Raw genomic sequence first — 15,137 nt, 5'->3', positions numbered from 1 at the left:
GGGTCCGGGAGGTCGCGGTGATCAGCCCGCGAGATGGCCCCAGCGCGGGGCGAGCTCGGACCACGGCCCGACGGCGGCGACCCGGCCCTCGTCGAGCACGACCACGCGGTCGGCCCGGGCGAGCGCGGCGCGCTTGGACGTCGCGCCGACGACCGTGGTCCCCCGCTCGCGCAGCGACTCCCACAGCTCGATCTCCGTCGCCGCGTCGAGCGCGCTGGAGACGTCGTCGGCCAGCAGGAGCTCGGCGTCGGTCGCGAGCGCCCGGGCCAGGGCGAGCCGCTGGACCTGGCCGCCCGAGAGCCGGACGCCGCGGTGCCCGACGAGGGCCTCGTGCCCGCCCGCCTCGACGACGTCCCGCTCGAGACGCGCGGCCGCGACGGGCCCGTGGACGTCGCGCTCGTGGCCGAGCCGCACGTTGTCCGCGAACGTCCCGGACAGCACGCGCGGCACCTGCGCGACGTGCGCGACCTGGCCCGGCCGCAGGAACGTCTGGGCGTCGACGACGTCCGTGCCGTTCCAGCGGATGCGGCCCGTGTGCTCCATGAGGCCCGCGAGCGCCGAGAGCAGGCTCGACTTGCCCGCGCCGACCTGCCCGAGCAGCAGGACGAGCTCGCCGCGGCCGACGGACAGGTCGACGTCCTGGACGCCGATCGTGCCGTCGTCGTGCAGCGCGGTCACGCCGTCCAGGTCGATCCGCTCGAGCGGCCGCCGGGGGCCCGGGTCGGGCGTGGGGGCGGCGCCGGTGAGGAGGTCGACGCCGGGCGGCAGGTCCATGAGGTCCGTCCCGGCGGCGAACCGGCTCGTCGCGCGCTGCCACGAGCGCGTGCCGGGCGCCTCGGTCACGACGGCGCCCGCGACGACCCCGAACCAGCCGAAGCCGGTCACGGCGTTGGCGACGAGGAGCGCCGTCGCGAGGTCCCACGTCCCGGTGAGCAGCCCGGCCCACGCCGCGACGACGCCGAGCTGGATCATGACGAGCGGGACGCCGTCGAGCGCGGCCTGCACGCGGTGCTCGAAGACGGCGGCGCGCACGCGCCCGGCGTCCACCTCGCGCAGGTGCGCGTGCACCTGCGGCGTGCGGGCGGCGAGCTTCACCGTCCGCGCGGAGTCGAGCGCCGAGACGAGCGCGCGGCCGAACCGGGCGCGCGCGGCCGACGACCGCGTCGCCGACCGCCCGGCGATCGGCCGCCCGAGCGCCGACGCCGCCGCCGACACGACCATGACAGCGAGGAGCACCGCGCCGGCGAGCCACGACCGGCTGAGCAGCGCGGTGACGCCCGCGATGACGAGGCCGTTGACGAAGTCGACCCAGCGGTCGGCGTACCGGACGAACCGGTCGGCGTCCATGGCACGGGCGACGACCTCGCCGGGCGGCGTGGCCGTGAGCCGGTGCTGACGCGTCTGGCCCGCCATCACCGCCATGCGCACGCGCAGCAGCACCTCGACCCACCAGCGCGGGTAGACGTACAGCGCCCACGCGAGGCACAGCGGCGCGACCACGAGCAGCACGGCGAGCGGCACGAGCTGGCGCGCCGGGAAGCCGGAGTCGAGGTCCTGGACCGCCTGGCCCCAGAGGAAGCCGGTGACGGCGCCCTGGGCCGAGACGAGGCTCGTGACGAGGAACAGGACCGCGCCCACCACGCCCCACGCCGGGCGGACGAACAGGGCGTGCGCGACGCCGCGCGCGAGGCTCGGCCCGTCGCCCGGGTCGTCGAGGACCGGCGGCTCGCCGCGCCGTCGGCGTCCGCCGACCGCGTCGGAGGCGGGGCCCGCGGGCGTGTCGCCCTCGGCGCCCGCATGGTCCTGCGCGGCCGCGGGCGCGGCGGCGGGCGCCGGGTCGCCGGGCGCGAGGTCGTCGACGTCGTCGCCGCGCGGTCCGCCGTCCTGCGCGACGCTCGCGACGAGCAGGTCGCGGTACGGACCGGGGGCGTGGGCGAGCGCGGCGCGCTCGCCCTGCTGCACGACCCGGCCGTGGTCGAGGACAGCCAGCAGCCCGGCCCGCTCGATCGTCGTGAGCCGGTGCGCCACGAGCACGCCCGTGCGCCCCGCGAGCAGCCGCTCCGACGCGGCGACGACGCGCGCCTCCGTGAGCGGGTCCATGCGCGCCGTCGCCTCGTCGAGCACGACGACCTGCACGTCGCGGACCAGCAGGCGCGCGAACGCGACGAGCTGCTCCTCCCCCGCCGAGAGCGACGTCCCGCCGGGACCGAGCAGGGTGTCCAGGCCGTCGGGCAGGCCCGCGACCCAGTCGTCGAGCCGCAGCTCGCGCACGGCGGCCTCGACGTCGGAGCGCGGGACGTCCGCGAACAGCGCGACGTTCTCCGCGAGCGTGCCCGCGAGGATCTCGGTGCGCTGCGTGACGACGCCGACCGCCGCGCGCAGCGCCTGGAGGTCGAGGTCGCGCACGTCCACGCCGCCGACGAGCACGGCACCGCGCGGCGGCTCGACCGCGCGCGAGAGCAGCGACGCGAGGGTCGACTTGCCCGAGCCGGTGCGCCCGACGAGCGCGACCGTCTCCCCCGCGGGCACGTGCAGGTCCACCCCGTCGAGCGCGAACGTGCCCTCGGCGTAGGAGAAGTGCAGGTCGCGCACCTCGATCCCGACCGGCCCGGCGGGCAGCGTGCGCCCGCCCGTCGGCTCGGGCTCGACGGCGAGCATCTGCCGGATGCGCGTGAGCGCGCCCAGGCCCTCCTGGATGTCCGGGAGGTGGTGGACCAGGTTGTCCACCTGCCCGACGAAGAGCGCGGTCACGAGGAACAGGGTGACGAGCCGGTCGACGCCCAGGTCGCCGTCCGCGGCGAGCGCGGCGCCCGCCACGGCCACGCCCGCGAGCAGCGAGGCGAGCACGAGGCCGGCACGGCGGAGCATGCGCGCCTCGACGACGAGCACGGCCTCGAACTTCCGGTGCACCCGGGCAGAGCGCTCGGCGAGGCGCCGGATCGCGAACGACTGCCCGAGGCTCGTGCGCAGGTCGTCCCGCGCGGCGACGGACTCCTCGAACGCTGCCGCGTGGTCCGTCCACGCCATCTCCTCGATGACCTTGCGGCGCGCGATCTCGCCCAGCATCGGGCGCACGATGAACCACGCGACCGCCCCCAGCACCGGGAAGAGGACCCACGCGGGCCACCAGGTGAGGCCGGCGACGACCCACATCGGCAGCACGCCGACGACGGTGCGGCCCGCGCCCCAGAGCTGACGGCGCACGAGCGTGCCGACGGCGTGCGTGTCGTCGTCGACACGGTCGAGCACCTCGCCGACCGCCTGCTCCGTGAGCGTGGCGAGCGGCTGGTGCAGCGCCGCGGTGAGGAGGTCGCCGCGCAGGCGGCCCTCGGCGCGGTCGACGACGCCCGCCCACACGACCTGGCCGACGGTGTCGAGCAGCGCCGCGCCGACGACGCACGCGGCGAGGAGCTGGAGCGTCGCCGTCGTCGGGTCCTCGGCGAGCCACCCGGCGATGACGGTGCCCAGCGCGGCGCCGACCGCGCCCACGGTGAGCGCGAGCAGCGCGAGGACGGCCTGCGGCCCGCGCAGGCGGCGCCAGTCCAGGCGCCGGGCGGGGTCGGTCGAGCGCGGGGCGGCGGCCGACGGCGCGGCGTGCGGGTCGGACGGGGAGTTCGTGGGCTGCTCGGTCGGCAGGGAGGCGTCGATCATGGCCCCACGACCCTACGGCGACCGACCCCCGCCGACGCAGGGATTTTCGCTGCCCGCGGCCCCTGCCCGGCCCGGTCGGCGCGGGGACGACCCGGGCCGGCTCGCGTCGGCCCGGTCGGCTCGGGTCGGCCCCGGACGCAGCGCGGCCCGGGTCCCGAAGGACCCGGGCCGCGCAGGTACGGCTCAGACCAGGCCGAGCTCCTCGACGGCCTGGCGCTCCTCCTGGAGCTCCGCGACCGACGCGTCGACGCGGCCGCGCGAGAAGTCCGAGAGCTCCAGGCCCTGGACGATCTCCCACGACCCGCCGCGCGAGACCACCGGGAACGACGAGATGAGGCCGGTCGGGACGCCGTACGACCCGTCCGACACGACGCCCGCGCTCGTCCAGTCGCCCTCGGGCGTGCCGAGGACCCAGTCGTGCACGTGGTCGATCGCCGCGTTCGCCGCCGACGCCGCCGACGACGCGCCGCGCGCGTCGATGATCGCCGCGCCGCGCTTCGCGACCGTCGGGATGAAGGTGCCCTCCAGCCACTCGCGGTCCTCGGCGAGCCGCGCCCCCGGCGTGCCCGCGACGTCCGCGTGGAAGAGGTCGGGGTACTGCGTGGCCGAGTGGTTGCCCCAGATGGTCATCCTGCGCACCTTGGACACCGGGACGCCCGCACGCTTCGCGACCTGCGTGAGCGCGCGGTTGTGGTCCAGGCGCGTCATCGCGGTGAACCGGTCCTTCGGGACGTCGGGCGCGTTCGACGCCGCGATGAGCGCGTTCGTGTTCGCGGGGTTGCCGACGACGAGGACGCGGACGTCGTCCGCCGCACCCGCGTTGATCGCCTGGCCCTGCGGCTTAAAGATGCCGCCGTTCGCCTCGAGCAGGTCGCCGCGCTCCATGCCCGGGCCGCGCGGACGGGCGCCGACGAGCAGCGCGACGTTCGTGCCCTCGAACGCAGGCGTCGGGTCGTCGAAGATGTCGATGCCGGCGAGCAGCGGGAACGCGCAGTCGTCCAGCTCCATGGCCGTGCCCTCGGCGGCCTTCACGCCCTGCGGGATCTCGAGGAGGCGCAGGCGCACGGGAGTGTCGGGGCCGAGCATCTGGCCCGACGCGATGCGGAACAGCAGCGCGTAACCGATCTGACCGGCCGCGCCGGTCACCGTCACGTTCACGGGGGAAGTCATGCGCTCACTCTCCCACAACGCGACCCGCCCGGACGCGCGGGGCGGCGCGCCCGCCGGTGCCCCCTCTCGCTTCCCGAGCCCCCCCGGGCACGACGACGGCGACGCCCCCTGGGCAGGGGACGCCGCCGTCGGGCGTGCGGTGCGGGCCGGGTCAGCCCAGGCGCGCCTTGAGGTTCTCGTCCAGCGCGGCGAGGAACTCCTCCGTCGTCAGCCACTCCTGGTCCGGACCGATGAGGAGCGCGAGGTCCTTCGTCATCTTGCCGGACTCGACCGTCTTGATGACGACGTCCTCGAGCGTCTGCGCGAACTCGGTGACCTCGGGCGTGCCGTCGAGCTTGCCGCGGTGCATGAGGCCACGCGTCCAGGCGAAGATCGACGCGATCGGGTTCGTCGACGTCGGCTTGCCCTGCTGGTGCTGGCGGTAGTGGCGCGTCACCGTGCCGTGCGCGGCCTCGGCCTCGACGGTCTGGCCGTCCGGGGTCATGAGCACCGACGTCATGAGGCCGAGCGAGCCGAAGCCCTGCGCGACGGTGTCGGACTGGACGTCGCCGTCGTAGTTCTTGCAGGCCCAGACGTAGCCGCCCTCCCACTTCATGGCCGAGGCGACCATGTCGTCGATGAGGCGGTGCTCGTAGGTGAGGCCCTTCGCGGCGAACGCCTCGGCGAACTCGGCGTCGAACACCTCCTGGAAGATGTCCTTGAAGGCGCCGTCGTAGGCCTTGAGGATCGTGTTCTTCGTCGAGAGGTACACGGGGTACTCGCGCTGGAGGCCGTACGCGAACGAGGCGCGCGCGAAGTCGCGGATCGACTCGTTGAAGTTGTACATGCCCATCGCGACGCCGCCCTCCTCGGGCATGGTCACGACCTCGAACTTCTGCGCCTCGGAGCCGTCGGCCGGCTCGAACGTCATCGTGATCTTGCCCGGACCAGGGACCTTGAAGTTCGTCGACTTGTACTGGTCGCCGTGGGCGTGGCGGCCGATGATGATCGGCTTGTTCCAGCCCGGCACGAGGCGCGGGATGTTGGAGATGATGATCGGCTCGCGGAAGACGACGCCACCGAGGATGTTGCGGATCGTGCCGTTCGGCGAGACCCACATCTTCTTCAGGCCGAACTCCTCGACGCGCGCCTCGTCGGGCGTGATCGTCGCGCACTTGACGCCGACGTTGTACTGCTTGATCGCGTGCGCGGCGTCGATCGTGACCTGGTCGTCGGTCGCGTCGCGGTTCTGGATCGACAGGTCGTAGTACTTGAGGTCCACGTCGAGGTACGGGTGGATGAGGCGGTCCTTGATGAACTGCCAGATGATGCGCGTCATCTCGTCGCCGTCGAGCTCGACGACCGGGTTGACGACCTTGATCTTGCCCATGCGCAGATCGCTCCAACTGTCGGGGACTGGAGCCCCCGGGTGTCGGACGGCGACCGTGCGGCCCGTGGGCCCGGTCCGTCGCACACGAGGGCGTTGCTGACCGCGGTCCAGGGTACTCGACTTCTCGACGTCAAGATACTTTGGCGACGCCCGGCGGACCGTTCGGATCGTGAGACCCGGCGTCCGTTCTCAGGTGCAGCACCGCAGATTTCCACGCATCTCCCGGGTGGTGGTGGCAAGATGCCCCCAGATGCCGGAATGGCCGGGCACTCGGTCAGGCATCGTGCCGTCGTCCCGACGGCCCGCCGGTGCCGCACCGCGGCACACCGGGCCGGGACTGCCCGAAGTTCCCACCGAACCAGACAGGATCATCATGTCCCAGGACACCACCGCTCCCGGCGCACCGGAGGGCTACGTCGACGACGCGCGCCCCGCGCAGACCGAGGCCGTCGCTGTCGTCCAGCCCAGCCTCCTCGCGCGCCTCGGCGCCGAGGTCTTCGGCACGTTCTTCCTCGTCCTCGCGATCATCGGTGTGGCGCTGTACACCTTCGTCAGCCAGCAGAACGCCCTCGCGGTCGCTCTCGCGGGCGGCCTCGCGCTGCTGGCCGGCGCCGCCGCCGTCGGCAACGTCTCCGGCGGCCACTTCAACCCGGCGGTGACGCTCGGCGCCGCCATCGGCGGCCGCACCGCGTGGCGCGACGTGCTGCCCTACTGGGTCGCGCAGCTCGTCGGCGCGCTCCTCGCGGGCCTCGTCCTGCTCGCCACCGTCCCGAACTCGCTGCCCGCGCTCGTCGGGCAGGAGGACCGCGGCGGCCTGTTCGTCTCGACCGCGAACGGCTACGGCGACTTCTCGTCCCTCTCCACCGCGTCGCAGGGCGGCACCGAGTTCGGGCTGCTCGCCGCGCTGCTCATCGAGACCATCGCGACCGCGGTGTTCGTCGGCGTGATCCTCGGCGTGACCGACAAGCGCGCGACCGTGCAGTACGCGCCGGTCGTCATCGGCCTCACCCTCACCGCGCTGATCCTCGTCGCGGTGCCCGTCACGAACGCGTCGCTCAACCCGGCCCGCTCCATGGCGTCGGCCGTCTTCGCGGGCGACGGGGACCTGTGGAAGCAGCAGTGGGTCTTCTGGGTCGCGCCGCTCCTCGGCGCCGCGATCGCGGGCCTCTTCTACCGGGCGTTCGCGTTCGCCCCGAAGCAGGACGACCTGCTCGGTGAGGACCACGTCGTCACGCTGACCGAGGCCGAGGTCGCCGGTGGCGCCGCCGCCGGTGCGGGCGCGGCCGTCGTCGGCGCCGGTGCGGGCACCGTCGTCGAGGAGGCCGTCGTCGTCACGGACGAGAACGGTGACGTGGTCGCGGTCGAGGAGGTCGTCGAGACGGACGACCCCGACGCCCCGGCCCCCGGTGAGGGCACGGCCCCGCGGGCCTGACCCTTTCTCGCACGCCCGACGGGCCCGGACCGCGCACGCGGTCCGGGCCCGTCGTCGTGCAGGTCGCACCTCGTGCCGGTCGCTCGGCGTGCGGGGCGCTCGTCGCGCGGATCGCACGTCGGCCGTGCTCCGCGCGGGGACGTCAGAGCTCGCCCTGGTCCAGGCTCAGCGCGAGGAACGCCATGACCGCGGCGGGGGCGAGGAAGAAGAAGACGTCGAGCCCGCGAGACCGGACGGTGATGCCGACCGGGCCGGGGCCCGGGATCGCCGCGCGGCACACGCCCGCGACGGCGAGCAGCCCGGAGAGCGCGAAGCAGCCCGCCCGCGCACCGGCGAGGACGGCCACGACCGTGGCGACGGCGACACCCGCGAGGACCAGCCACATCGCGGGCTGGCGGGACGGCGCGAGGCTCGCGGGCGGCTCGGGCACCGGGGGCGGGGTCGCGTCGTCGGGCACCGGGGTGCCCTCGGGAGCCGTCCCGTCGCCGGTCTCGTCGTCCACGTGGTGCCACACCGGCACGAGCGTCGCGCGTGGCCGGTGCCGCGTCCCCCCGTCCGCGGTGACGTCGCTCACGCTGCTGCACCTTCCACGCCCGGAAGCCTACCGTCGTGCCCTAGCGTGACGTGCATGCCGTCCGTCGTGCCGCCGGTCCCGTCCGCTCCCCCCGCCACCTCGACCGACCCCGCGACCGGCCCTGCCGCCGACCCCGCGACCGGCCCGGCGCCCACGCGCCACGACGGCGGGCCGCCGTCGTCCGTGGTCGTCGTCGGCGCCGGGCTCGCAGGCGCCCAGACCCTCGCCGCGCTCCGCCGCCGCGGCTACACCGGGCGCGTCACGCTGCTCGGCGCGGAGGGCGTGCCGCCGTACGACCGCCCGCCCCTGTCGAAGGAGCTCCTCAGCCGGCCCTCCCCCGCGTGGCTCGCCGACGACCTCGGGGTGGACGTCGACGCGCTCGCCGACGACGTCCACCTCGCCGACCCGGCCGTGCGCCTCGAGCGGGTCGGGACCGCCGACGCTCCCGGCTGGTCCGTCGAGACGCGGTCGGGCGACCGCCTCGTCGCCGACGCCGTCGTGCTCGCGGTCGGCTCCGTGCCCGTGCGGCCGCGCGGCTGGGAGCACGCGCGCGTGCTCCACACCGCGGCCGACGCCGACGCCCTGCGCGCGGCGCTCCGGCCGGGCCTGCGCCTCGTCCTCGTCGGGGCCGGGTGGATCGGCGCGGAGCTCGCCGGGGTCGCGGCGGGCACCGGTGCGCACGTCACCGTCGTCGAGGCCGCGGGCGCGCCGCTGCACCGCCAGCTCGGCCCGGACGTCGGGGCGCACCTCGCGCCCTGGTACGCGGCCGCGGGTGCTGAGCTCGTCACCGGCGCCACCGTCGCGGAGGTCCGGCCCGACGGCGTCCGGCTCGCCGACGGCCGCGAGCTGCCGGCCGACCTCGTGCTCGCCGCCGTGGGCGCCCGCCCCGCCACCGACTGGCTCGACGGCGTCGTGCCCCGCGACGCGCGCGGCAGCGTCCCCGTGGACGCGGACGGCGCCGTGCCGGGGCTGCCCGGCCTCTGGGCGGTCGGCGACTGCGCGAACCGCGACCACCCCGTGCTCGGTCCCGTCCCGGGCGGGCACTGGTCGGCGGCGCTCCACGACCCGGACGCGACCGTCGCGGCGCTGCTCGGCGACGGCGGCGACCGGGCCGCGCACGCGCCGTACGTGTTCTCCCAGCAGCTCGGGCACGACCTCGCGTTGTTCGGCGTGCCCGCCGAGGGCGACGAGGTCGTGCTGCGCGGCGACCCCGCGGGCGGCGCCACCGGCCACGAGGGCTGGGCCGCGTTCTACCTCGCGCCCGCCGCACGCTCCGGACCCGGCGGCCCCGCCGCCGACGACCCGACCGCCCGGGGCACCGACGTCCGGGCCGTGCTCCTGGTCGACTCGCCGCGCGACGTCGGCCCCGTGCGCAAGGCGATGAACCGGACGGGCCGCCTGCGCGTCGACCTCGACGTCGCGCTCGACCCGGCCCGGCGCCTGCGCGACGCACTCGCCTGACGCCCTCGCCCGACCCCCGCGACCCCGAGCGCGACGGCCCGCCGGTCCGCGGACCGGCGGGCCGTCGAGCAGCCGGGTCAGTGCGCGAAGTGACGCGTCCCCGTGAAGTACATCGTCACACCCGCGGCCCGGGCGGCCTCGATCACCTCGGCGTCGCGGATCGATCCACCCGGCGCGACGACGGCGCGCACGCCGGCGTCGAGCAGGATCTGCAGGCCGTCCGCGAACGGGAAGAACGCGTCGGAGGCCGCGACGGCGCCCCGGGCCCGCTCCTCGCCGTCCGCGAGCGTGTTGGCGCGCTCGACGGCGAGGCGGCACGAGTCGACGCGGTTGACCTGCCCCATCCCGACCCCGACGGCGGCCCCGTCGCGCGCGAGGAGGATCGCGTTCGACTTCGCCGCGCGGATCGCGCGCCACGCGAACGCGAGGTCGGCGAGCGTCGCGTCGTCGGCGGCGTCGCCCGTGACGAGCGTCCAGTGCTCGGGCGCGTCACCGCCGGTGACGTTCCCCTCGGCGTCGGTCACGACGGCGTCGACCCGGTCCGTGCTCTGCACGAGCAGCCCGCCGCTGACCGGGCGGGTCTCGACGGTCGTCGTCGGCGGGGCGTCGACGACGAGGAGGCGCAGGTTCTTCTTCGCCCGCAGCACCTCGAGCGCGTCGGGCTCGAACCCGGGCGCGACGACCACCTCGGTGAAGACGGGCGCGATCTGCTCGGCGGCCGCCTTCGTCACGACGCGGTTCGCGGCGATGACGCCGCCGTAGGCCGACACGGGGTCGGTCGCGTGGGCGCGCGCGTGCGCCTCGGCGACGTCCGTCCCGACCGCGATGCCGCACGGGTTCGCGTGCTTGATGATCGCGACGGCCGGCTCGTCGTGGTCGTGCGCGGCGCGCCACGCCGCGTCGGCGTCGACGTAGTTGTTGTAGCTCATCGCCTTGCCGTGGAGCTGCGTCGCCTGGGCCAGCCCCGTCGCGCCGTGGCCGACCGTGTAGAGCGCGGCGCGCTGGTGCGGGTTCTCGCCGTACCGCAGCACGTCGGCGCGGTCCCACGTGGCGCCGATCCACGCCGGGAAGCCCGTGCTCACCGTCTCGCCCTCGGCGCCGCCCTCGACCGGGACGGCGTCCGTCGGCGCGACGACGTTGCCCATCCAGGACGCGACGGCGACGTCGTAGGTCGCGGTGTGCACGAACGCCGCGGCGGCGAGCGCCTTGCGCTGCGCGTAGGTGAAGCCGCCCGCCTGCACGGCCGCGACGACGTCGTCGTACCGGGCCGGGTCCACGACGACCGCGACGCTCGGGTGGTTCTTCGCCGCCGCGCGGACCATCGACGGGCCGCCGATGTCGATCTGCTCGACGACCTCGTCCGGGCCCGCGCCCGACGCCACGGTCGCGGCGAACGGGTAGAGGTTGACGACGACGAGCTCGAACGGCGCGATGCCGAGCTCGTCGAGCTGCGCGAGGTGGTCGGCCTTGCGCGAGTCCGCGAGGATGCCGGCGTGCACGCGCGGGTGGAGCGTCTTGACGCGGCCCTCGAGGCACTCGGGGAACCCGGTGAGGTCCTCGACCTTCGTCACCGGGACGCCCGCGGCCGCGACGGTCGACGCCGTCGAGCCGGTGGAGACGAGCTCGACGCCCGCGGCGTGCAGCGCCGTCGCGAGCTCGACGAGGCCCGTCTTGTCGTAGACGCTCAGGAGCGCGCGGCGCACGGGGCGTCGCGAGTCGTCGGTGAGCTGGACGTCGGGGGCGGAGGGTACGTGCGGGGCCGGGTGGGACATGACGAGGGGCTCCTCTGGGTCGCGGTCGCCGCGCCGGCGGAGCCGACGCGAGTGGCAGAACCCAGGCGCCCAGGCGGTCGACGCTCCAGCAGGTAGATCCGGCCGCTCCCCGGTGGTCGTTCCCACCCTCGCCAGTCGCGGCCGTCGTCCAGTCTAGCGGCCCGACGGCGGCGCTCCCGGCTCGGCCGGGACCGCACCCGGTACCGCGCCCGGCACGACCCCCGACGCCGCGAGGGCGGCCGCGTCGTCGGCCCAGGTGTCGGGCGTGCCGACCCGCCAGAGCGGGCGGACCGCGCTGAGGACCGCGACCGTGACGACGAGGAGCCCCGCGAGCACCGCGAGCGCGGTCCCGAGCCCGAACCGGTCGAGGAGCCCGCTCCCGACGAGCGGGACGAGCGGGCCCGCCGCGAGGCCGGTGAGCCCGAGCACGGACGCGAGCCGGCCCTGGAGCTGCGGCGGGGTGACGGCCGCCGCGTACCCCGACAGGCCCGCGTTCACTGCCGGGACGAGCAGGAGGGCGAACGGCAGCACCGCGAGGTACGCCGCGTACGACTCCAGCACGGCCATGACCACGGACCCCGCGGCGAGCACGCCGAGCGCCGCGACGACGAGCGCCCCCGCGCGGACCCGCGCGACGAGCCGGGGCGCGAGCACCGCGCCGACGAGCACGCCCACGCCGACCGCGAGGTCGACCAGGCCGATGAGGAGCGGCGCCGTGCCCGTGCGCACGAGCTCGAGGTTGATGCCGACCATGAGGCTGCCGAACGCGACGTTGATGACGACGAACAGGCCGAGCAGCGCGCGGAACAGCGGCACGGACCACACGAAGCGCAGCCCCTCGCGCAGCGCCGCGACGGGCCGGGTGGCGCGCGCCGCCGCGACGTCGCCGTTGAGCGGCTCGCGCACGAGCCACGTGCACACCGCGGTCGCCGCGTGGCCGATCGCGGCCCCGGCGAGCGGCACGGCGTGCGCGACGGCGTAGAGCGCCCCGCCGAGCGGGCCGGCGAGCAGGCTCGCCACGGCGTCCCGGCCCTGGGCGGCCGCGAGCGCCGTCGGGAGCTGCGGCACCGGCACGACCGAGCGGAACGCGCCGCTCGTCGCCGGGTCCACGAGCGCACCGACGACCGAGGCCCCGAACAGGACGGCGGCGAGGTGCCACGCGGAGAGCGAGCCGGTGCCGGCGGCCACCGCGACGGTCGTCCAGAGCAGCGCCCCGACGGTCGCCGCAGCGACGACGAGGCGGCGGCGGTCCACGCGGTCGGCGACGACGCCCGCGGGCAGCGTCGCCAGGAGCGCCCCCACCTGCCCGACGGCGGCCACCACCCCCGCCTGCACGACGGACCCGGTGAGCCCGTACGCCACGAGCGGGACGGCGAACAGCGCCACCCCGGCACCGAGCGACTCCGCGGTCAGCCCGGTCATGAGCAGCAGGTAGGACCGGTTGCGCAGGAGCGACGGCGGCGCGTCCGGCGCGAGGCCGCCCGTGGCACCGGGGTCGGACGACGGAGCGGTGCGGGGTCCCGGGGGCGCGGGAGGTGGGTTCGACATGGCTGAGAACCTACGTGCGCAACGACAGTTGCGCAATAGTCGTTGCGCACTTTGCGGTGAGCATTCCCCCGTGCGGAACACTTGAGCGTTGCTAGCCTCGGCCTGTGCTCGAGACCTTCCACGTCCAGGACCCCGCGGCGCTGCGCGCGATCGCGCACCCGCTGCGCCAGCGGATCCTCATGGAGCTCGCCGTCCTCGGGCACGCGCGCGCGGCGGACCTCGCCCGGGCCACCGGAGAGCCGGCCAACTCCGTGAGCTTCCACCTCCGGGCCCTCGCCCGGGCGGGCATGATCGTCGAGGCGCCCGAGCACGCCCGGGACCGCCGGGACCGCGTCTGGAAGAACGTCGCGGAGAGCTACGCGGTCGAGCCCGGAACGCCGGACGCGGTGCGCCACGTCGTCCGCCCGGCGCTCGCCTGGGCCGAGGAGACGTTCCGCCGCGGGAGCGCGATGGGCGCGCGGGAGGACCGGATCCTCGCGCTGAGCACGCTCGTGCTCAGCCCCGAGCAGGCGACGACGATGTCGCGCGAGCTCCAGGAGCTCGTCGGGCGCTGGAACACGCGCGCGCTCGAGGAGGGGCGCGCGGACCCCGAGGCGCGCCGCGAGACCTACCAGGTGCTCGCGGTGCTCGCCCCGCGCGACCTGCCCCCGGCGGACGACGACGACCCCGCGCCCCCGCCGGGAGAGGACGTCTCCGGCCGACGGGCCGAGACGCCCGCCGACTAGCCCAGCACGACCCGGCGGCCGTCGACGCGCAGGCCCTCGCGCGCCACGCGCCCCACGGTCTCGACGAGCAGCGCGCGCTCGGCCACCTTGATGCGCTCGTGCAGCGACGACTCGTCGTCGCCGTCCTCGACCGGCACCGCGACCTGGGCGACGATCGGGCCGGTGTCGACGCCGTCGTCGACCACGTGGACCGTGCAGCCCGTGACGCGGACGCCGTAGGCGAGCGCGTCGCGCACGCCGTGCGCGCCGGGGAAGGACGGCAGGAGCGCGGGGTGGGTGTTGAGCGTGCGGCCCGCGAAGCGGCCCACGAACGCGGGGCCGAGGATGCGCATGAACCCGGCGAGGACCACGAGGTCGGGCCGGAACACGTCCACCGCCTGCGCGACGGCCTCGTTCCACGCGGCCCGGTCCGCGAAGTCGCCGGGGGCCACGACGACGGCGGCGACGCCCGCCTCGCGGGCGAGGTCCAGGCCGCCGGCGTCCGCCTTGTCGGAGACGACGCCCACGACGCGCGCGCCGTACGCGGCGTCGTCGTGCGCGGCGAGGAGCGCCGCGAGGTTGCTGCCCGCCCCCGACACCAGCACGACGACGCGGGCGGCGGAGGTGGACTCGACGGGGTGGCCGGACGGCGTCTGCACGGTGCTCCTGCGGGTTTCGAGGGGTCGCGGGTCACGGAGCGCGACCGCGGCGGCGTGCCGGTGGGACGCCCGTCGGGGCACGCAGCCTCCGATGGGAGAATGTACCGCGAGCCGCCCGACCGACCGAGGAGCTGCCCGTGGGCAACCCGTACGCACCGCCCCGTCCCGACGCGCCGCAGCAGCCTCGACCCGAGCCCGCGCAGCCGGAGGACGGAGCGCGTCCGGACGCGCCGGCGCCCGCACCGGGCCCCGCCCCCGCGCCGATCCCCCCGGCCCCCGCGCGCCCGGACCAGCAGGCCGGGCCCGGTCACCGGCGCCCCGCGCCGCCCGAGCCCGCGGAGCCCGACCCGGAGCTCGCCCGGCAGGCGACGCGACGCACCCTGCACTTCGGCCTGCTCCTGCTCGCCGTCATCGTCGTGAGCACCATGCCGTTCCCGTGGCAGGCCGTGAGCCTCGCGCTCGCGCTCGGCGCGATCGTCGTGGGCATCCGGGCGCTGCTGGCCGTCTGGCGCGCCCGCGTGCGCGGCGCGCTCGTCCCGGCCCTCGGGATCGGCGTCGGGCTCTCGGCCATGCTCGCGCTCCAGATGGTCTCGACGCTCGTCACGTGGGACGTCGCGCTCGCGCACCAGCAGTGCCTCGACGGCGCGATCACCGTCTCGGCCGAGAAGCGCTGCGACGTCGAACGCACGCACGCGCTCGAGGAGAAGTTCGCCCGCTGGTTCCCCACCCCCGCCCCCGCGTCCTCCTGACGCGTCGAGGCTCCGTCACCGGTTGGTGACGTCGCGCCCCTAGGGTGA

11 protein-coding genes and 1 riboswitch are annotated in these 15,137 nt (G+C 76.0%); of the genes, 4 read left to right on the top strand and 7 right to left on the bottom strand.

Annotated features, from left to right (window positions below):
• Nucleotides 1–21: 21 nt before the first annotated feature.
• The 3 genes from BJP59_RS03675 to BJP59_RS03665 form a co-directional block, all read right to left on the bottom strand.
• Nucleotides 22–3,651 carry an ATP-binding cassette domain-containing protein gene (locus BJP59_RS03675; protein ID WP_194522215.1) on the bottom strand — a complete coding sequence of 1,210 codons (3,630 nt, stop codon included), beginning with the start codon at nt 3,649–3,651 and terminating at the stop codon, nt 22–24.
• Nucleotides 3,652–3,834: 183 nt separating this feature from the next.
• Nucleotides 3,835–4,821 (bottom strand): malate dehydrogenase, encoded by a 987-nt coding sequence (locus tag BJP59_RS03670; protein WP_194522214.1) that lies wholly within the window; start codon nt 4,819–4,821, stop codon nt 3,835–3,837.
• Between the two features lie 151 nt (nt 4,822–4,972).
• Nucleotides 4,973–6,190, bottom strand: a complete 1,218-nt coding sequence (locus BJP59_RS03665) for an NADP-dependent isocitrate dehydrogenase (RefSeq protein WP_021482263.1) — start codon at nt 6,188–6,190, stop codon at nt 4,973–4,975.
• 373 nt (nt 6,191–6,563) lie between these two features.
• Here BJP59_RS03665 and BJP59_RS03660 point away from each other — a divergent pair, with 373 nt between their 5' ends.
• Nucleotides 6,564–7,622 (top strand): MIP/aquaporin family protein, encoded by a 1,059-nt coding sequence (locus BJP59_RS03660; RefSeq protein ID WP_081600272.1) that lies wholly within the window; start codon nt 6,564–6,566, stop codon nt 7,620–7,622.
• A 142-nt stretch (nt 7,623–7,764) separates the two neighbouring features.
• On the opposite strand, the gene BJP59_RS03655 is transcribed toward BJP59_RS03660, so the two are convergent.
• Entirely contained in the window at nt 7,765–8,196 is a 432-nt protein-coding gene (locus BJP59_RS03655; protein ID WP_194522213.1) for a DUF3017 domain-containing protein, read from the bottom strand.
• Nucleotides 8,197–8,250: 54 nt separating this feature from the next.
• On the opposite strand from BJP59_RS03655, the gene BJP59_RS03650 reads away from it, so the two are divergent.
• The gene (locus BJP59_RS03650) at nt 8,251–9,657 is read left to right on the top strand and encodes an FAD-dependent oxidoreductase (protein WP_194522212.1); all 1,407 of its coding nucleotides are present in this window, start codon (nt 8,251–8,253) and stop codon (nt 9,655–9,657) included.
• A gap of 77 nt (nt 9,658–9,734) precedes the next feature.
• Here BJP59_RS03650 and purH read toward each other — a convergent pair whose 3' ends face one another.
• Entirely contained in the window at nt 9,735–11,429 is a 1,695-nt protein-coding gene (gene purH, locus BJP59_RS03645; protein WP_021483096.1) for a bifunctional phosphoribosylaminoimidazolecarboxamide formyltransferase/IMP cyclohydrolase, read from the bottom strand.
• A gap of 60 nt (nt 11,430–11,489) precedes the next feature.
• Nucleotides 11,490–11,578, bottom strand: a riboswitch (ZMP/ZTP riboswitch).
• A 4-nt stretch (nt 11,579–11,582) separates the two neighbouring features.
• Nucleotides 11,583–12,977 (bottom strand): MFS transporter, encoded by a 1,395-nt coding sequence (locus BJP59_RS03640; protein ID WP_194522211.1) that lies wholly within the window; start codon nt 12,975–12,977, stop codon nt 11,583–11,585.
• A 104-nt stretch (nt 12,978–13,081) separates the two neighbouring features.
• Here BJP59_RS03640 and BJP59_RS03635 point away from each other — a divergent pair, with 104 nt between their 5' ends.
• Nucleotides 13,082–13,702: an ArsR/SmtB family transcription factor gene (locus tag BJP59_RS03635; protein WP_228485255.1), complete on the top strand. Its 621-nt coding sequence runs from the start codon at nt 13,082–13,084 to the stop codon at nt 13,700–13,702.
• Here the strand turns inward: BJP59_RS03635 and purN are convergent.
• Nucleotides 13,699–14,340 (bottom strand): phosphoribosylglycinamide formyltransferase, encoded by a 642-nt coding sequence (gene purN, locus BJP59_RS03630; protein WP_061266881.1) that lies wholly within the window; start codon nt 14,338–14,340, stop codon nt 13,699–13,701. The genes BJP59_RS03635 and purN overlap by 4 nt on opposite strands.
• Before the next feature lie 137 nt (nt 14,341–14,477).
• Between purN and BJP59_RS20210 the strand changes: the two genes are divergently transcribed.
• On the top strand, nt 14,478–15,089 hold the full coding sequence (locus BJP59_RS20210; RefSeq protein WP_061266880.1) for a hypothetical protein: 612 nt from the start codon (nt 14,478–14,480) through the stop codon (nt 15,087–15,089).
• Nucleotides 15,090–15,137: the final 48 nt, after the last annotated feature.

Source organism: Cellulosimicrobium sp. JZ28, assembly GCF_015327065.1.
GTDB lineage: Bacteria > Actinomycetota > Actinomycetes > Actinomycetales > Cellulomonadaceae > Cellulosimicrobium > Cellulosimicrobium funkei.
Note: the sequence above shows the minus strand (reverse complement) of the source record. Positions and strands in the feature narration are given on the sequence as shown.

Excerpts from the sequence above, each read along its gene's own strand:
- BJP59_RS03675 (WP_194522215.1), bottom strand. The coding sequence starts at position 3,651 with ATGATCGACGCCTCCCTGCCGACCGAGCAGCCCACGAACTCCCCGTCC.
- BJP59_RS03670 (WP_194522214.1), bottom strand. The coding sequence starts at position 4,821 with ATGACTTCCCCCGTGAACGTGACGGTGACCGGCGCGGCCGGTCAGATC.
- BJP59_RS03665 (WP_021482263.1), bottom strand. The coding sequence starts at position 6,190 with ATGGGCAAGATCAAGGTCGTCAACCCGGTCGTCGAGCTCGACGGCGAC.
- BJP59_RS03660 (WP_081600272.1), top strand. The coding sequence starts at position 6,564 with ATGTCCCAGGACACCACCGCTCCCGGCGCACCGGAGGGCTACGTCGAC.
- BJP59_RS03650 (WP_194522212.1), top strand. The coding sequence starts at position 8,251 with ATGCCGTCCGTCGTGCCGCCGGTCCCGTCCGCTCCCCCCGCCACCTCG.
- purH (WP_021483096.1), bottom strand. The coding sequence starts at position 11,429 with ATGTCCCACCCGGCCCCGCACGTACCCTCCGCCCCCGACGTCCAGCTC.
- BJP59_RS03640 (WP_194522211.1), bottom strand. The coding sequence starts at position 12,977 with ATGTCGAACCCACCTCCCGCGCCCCCGGGACCCCGCACCGCTCCGTCG.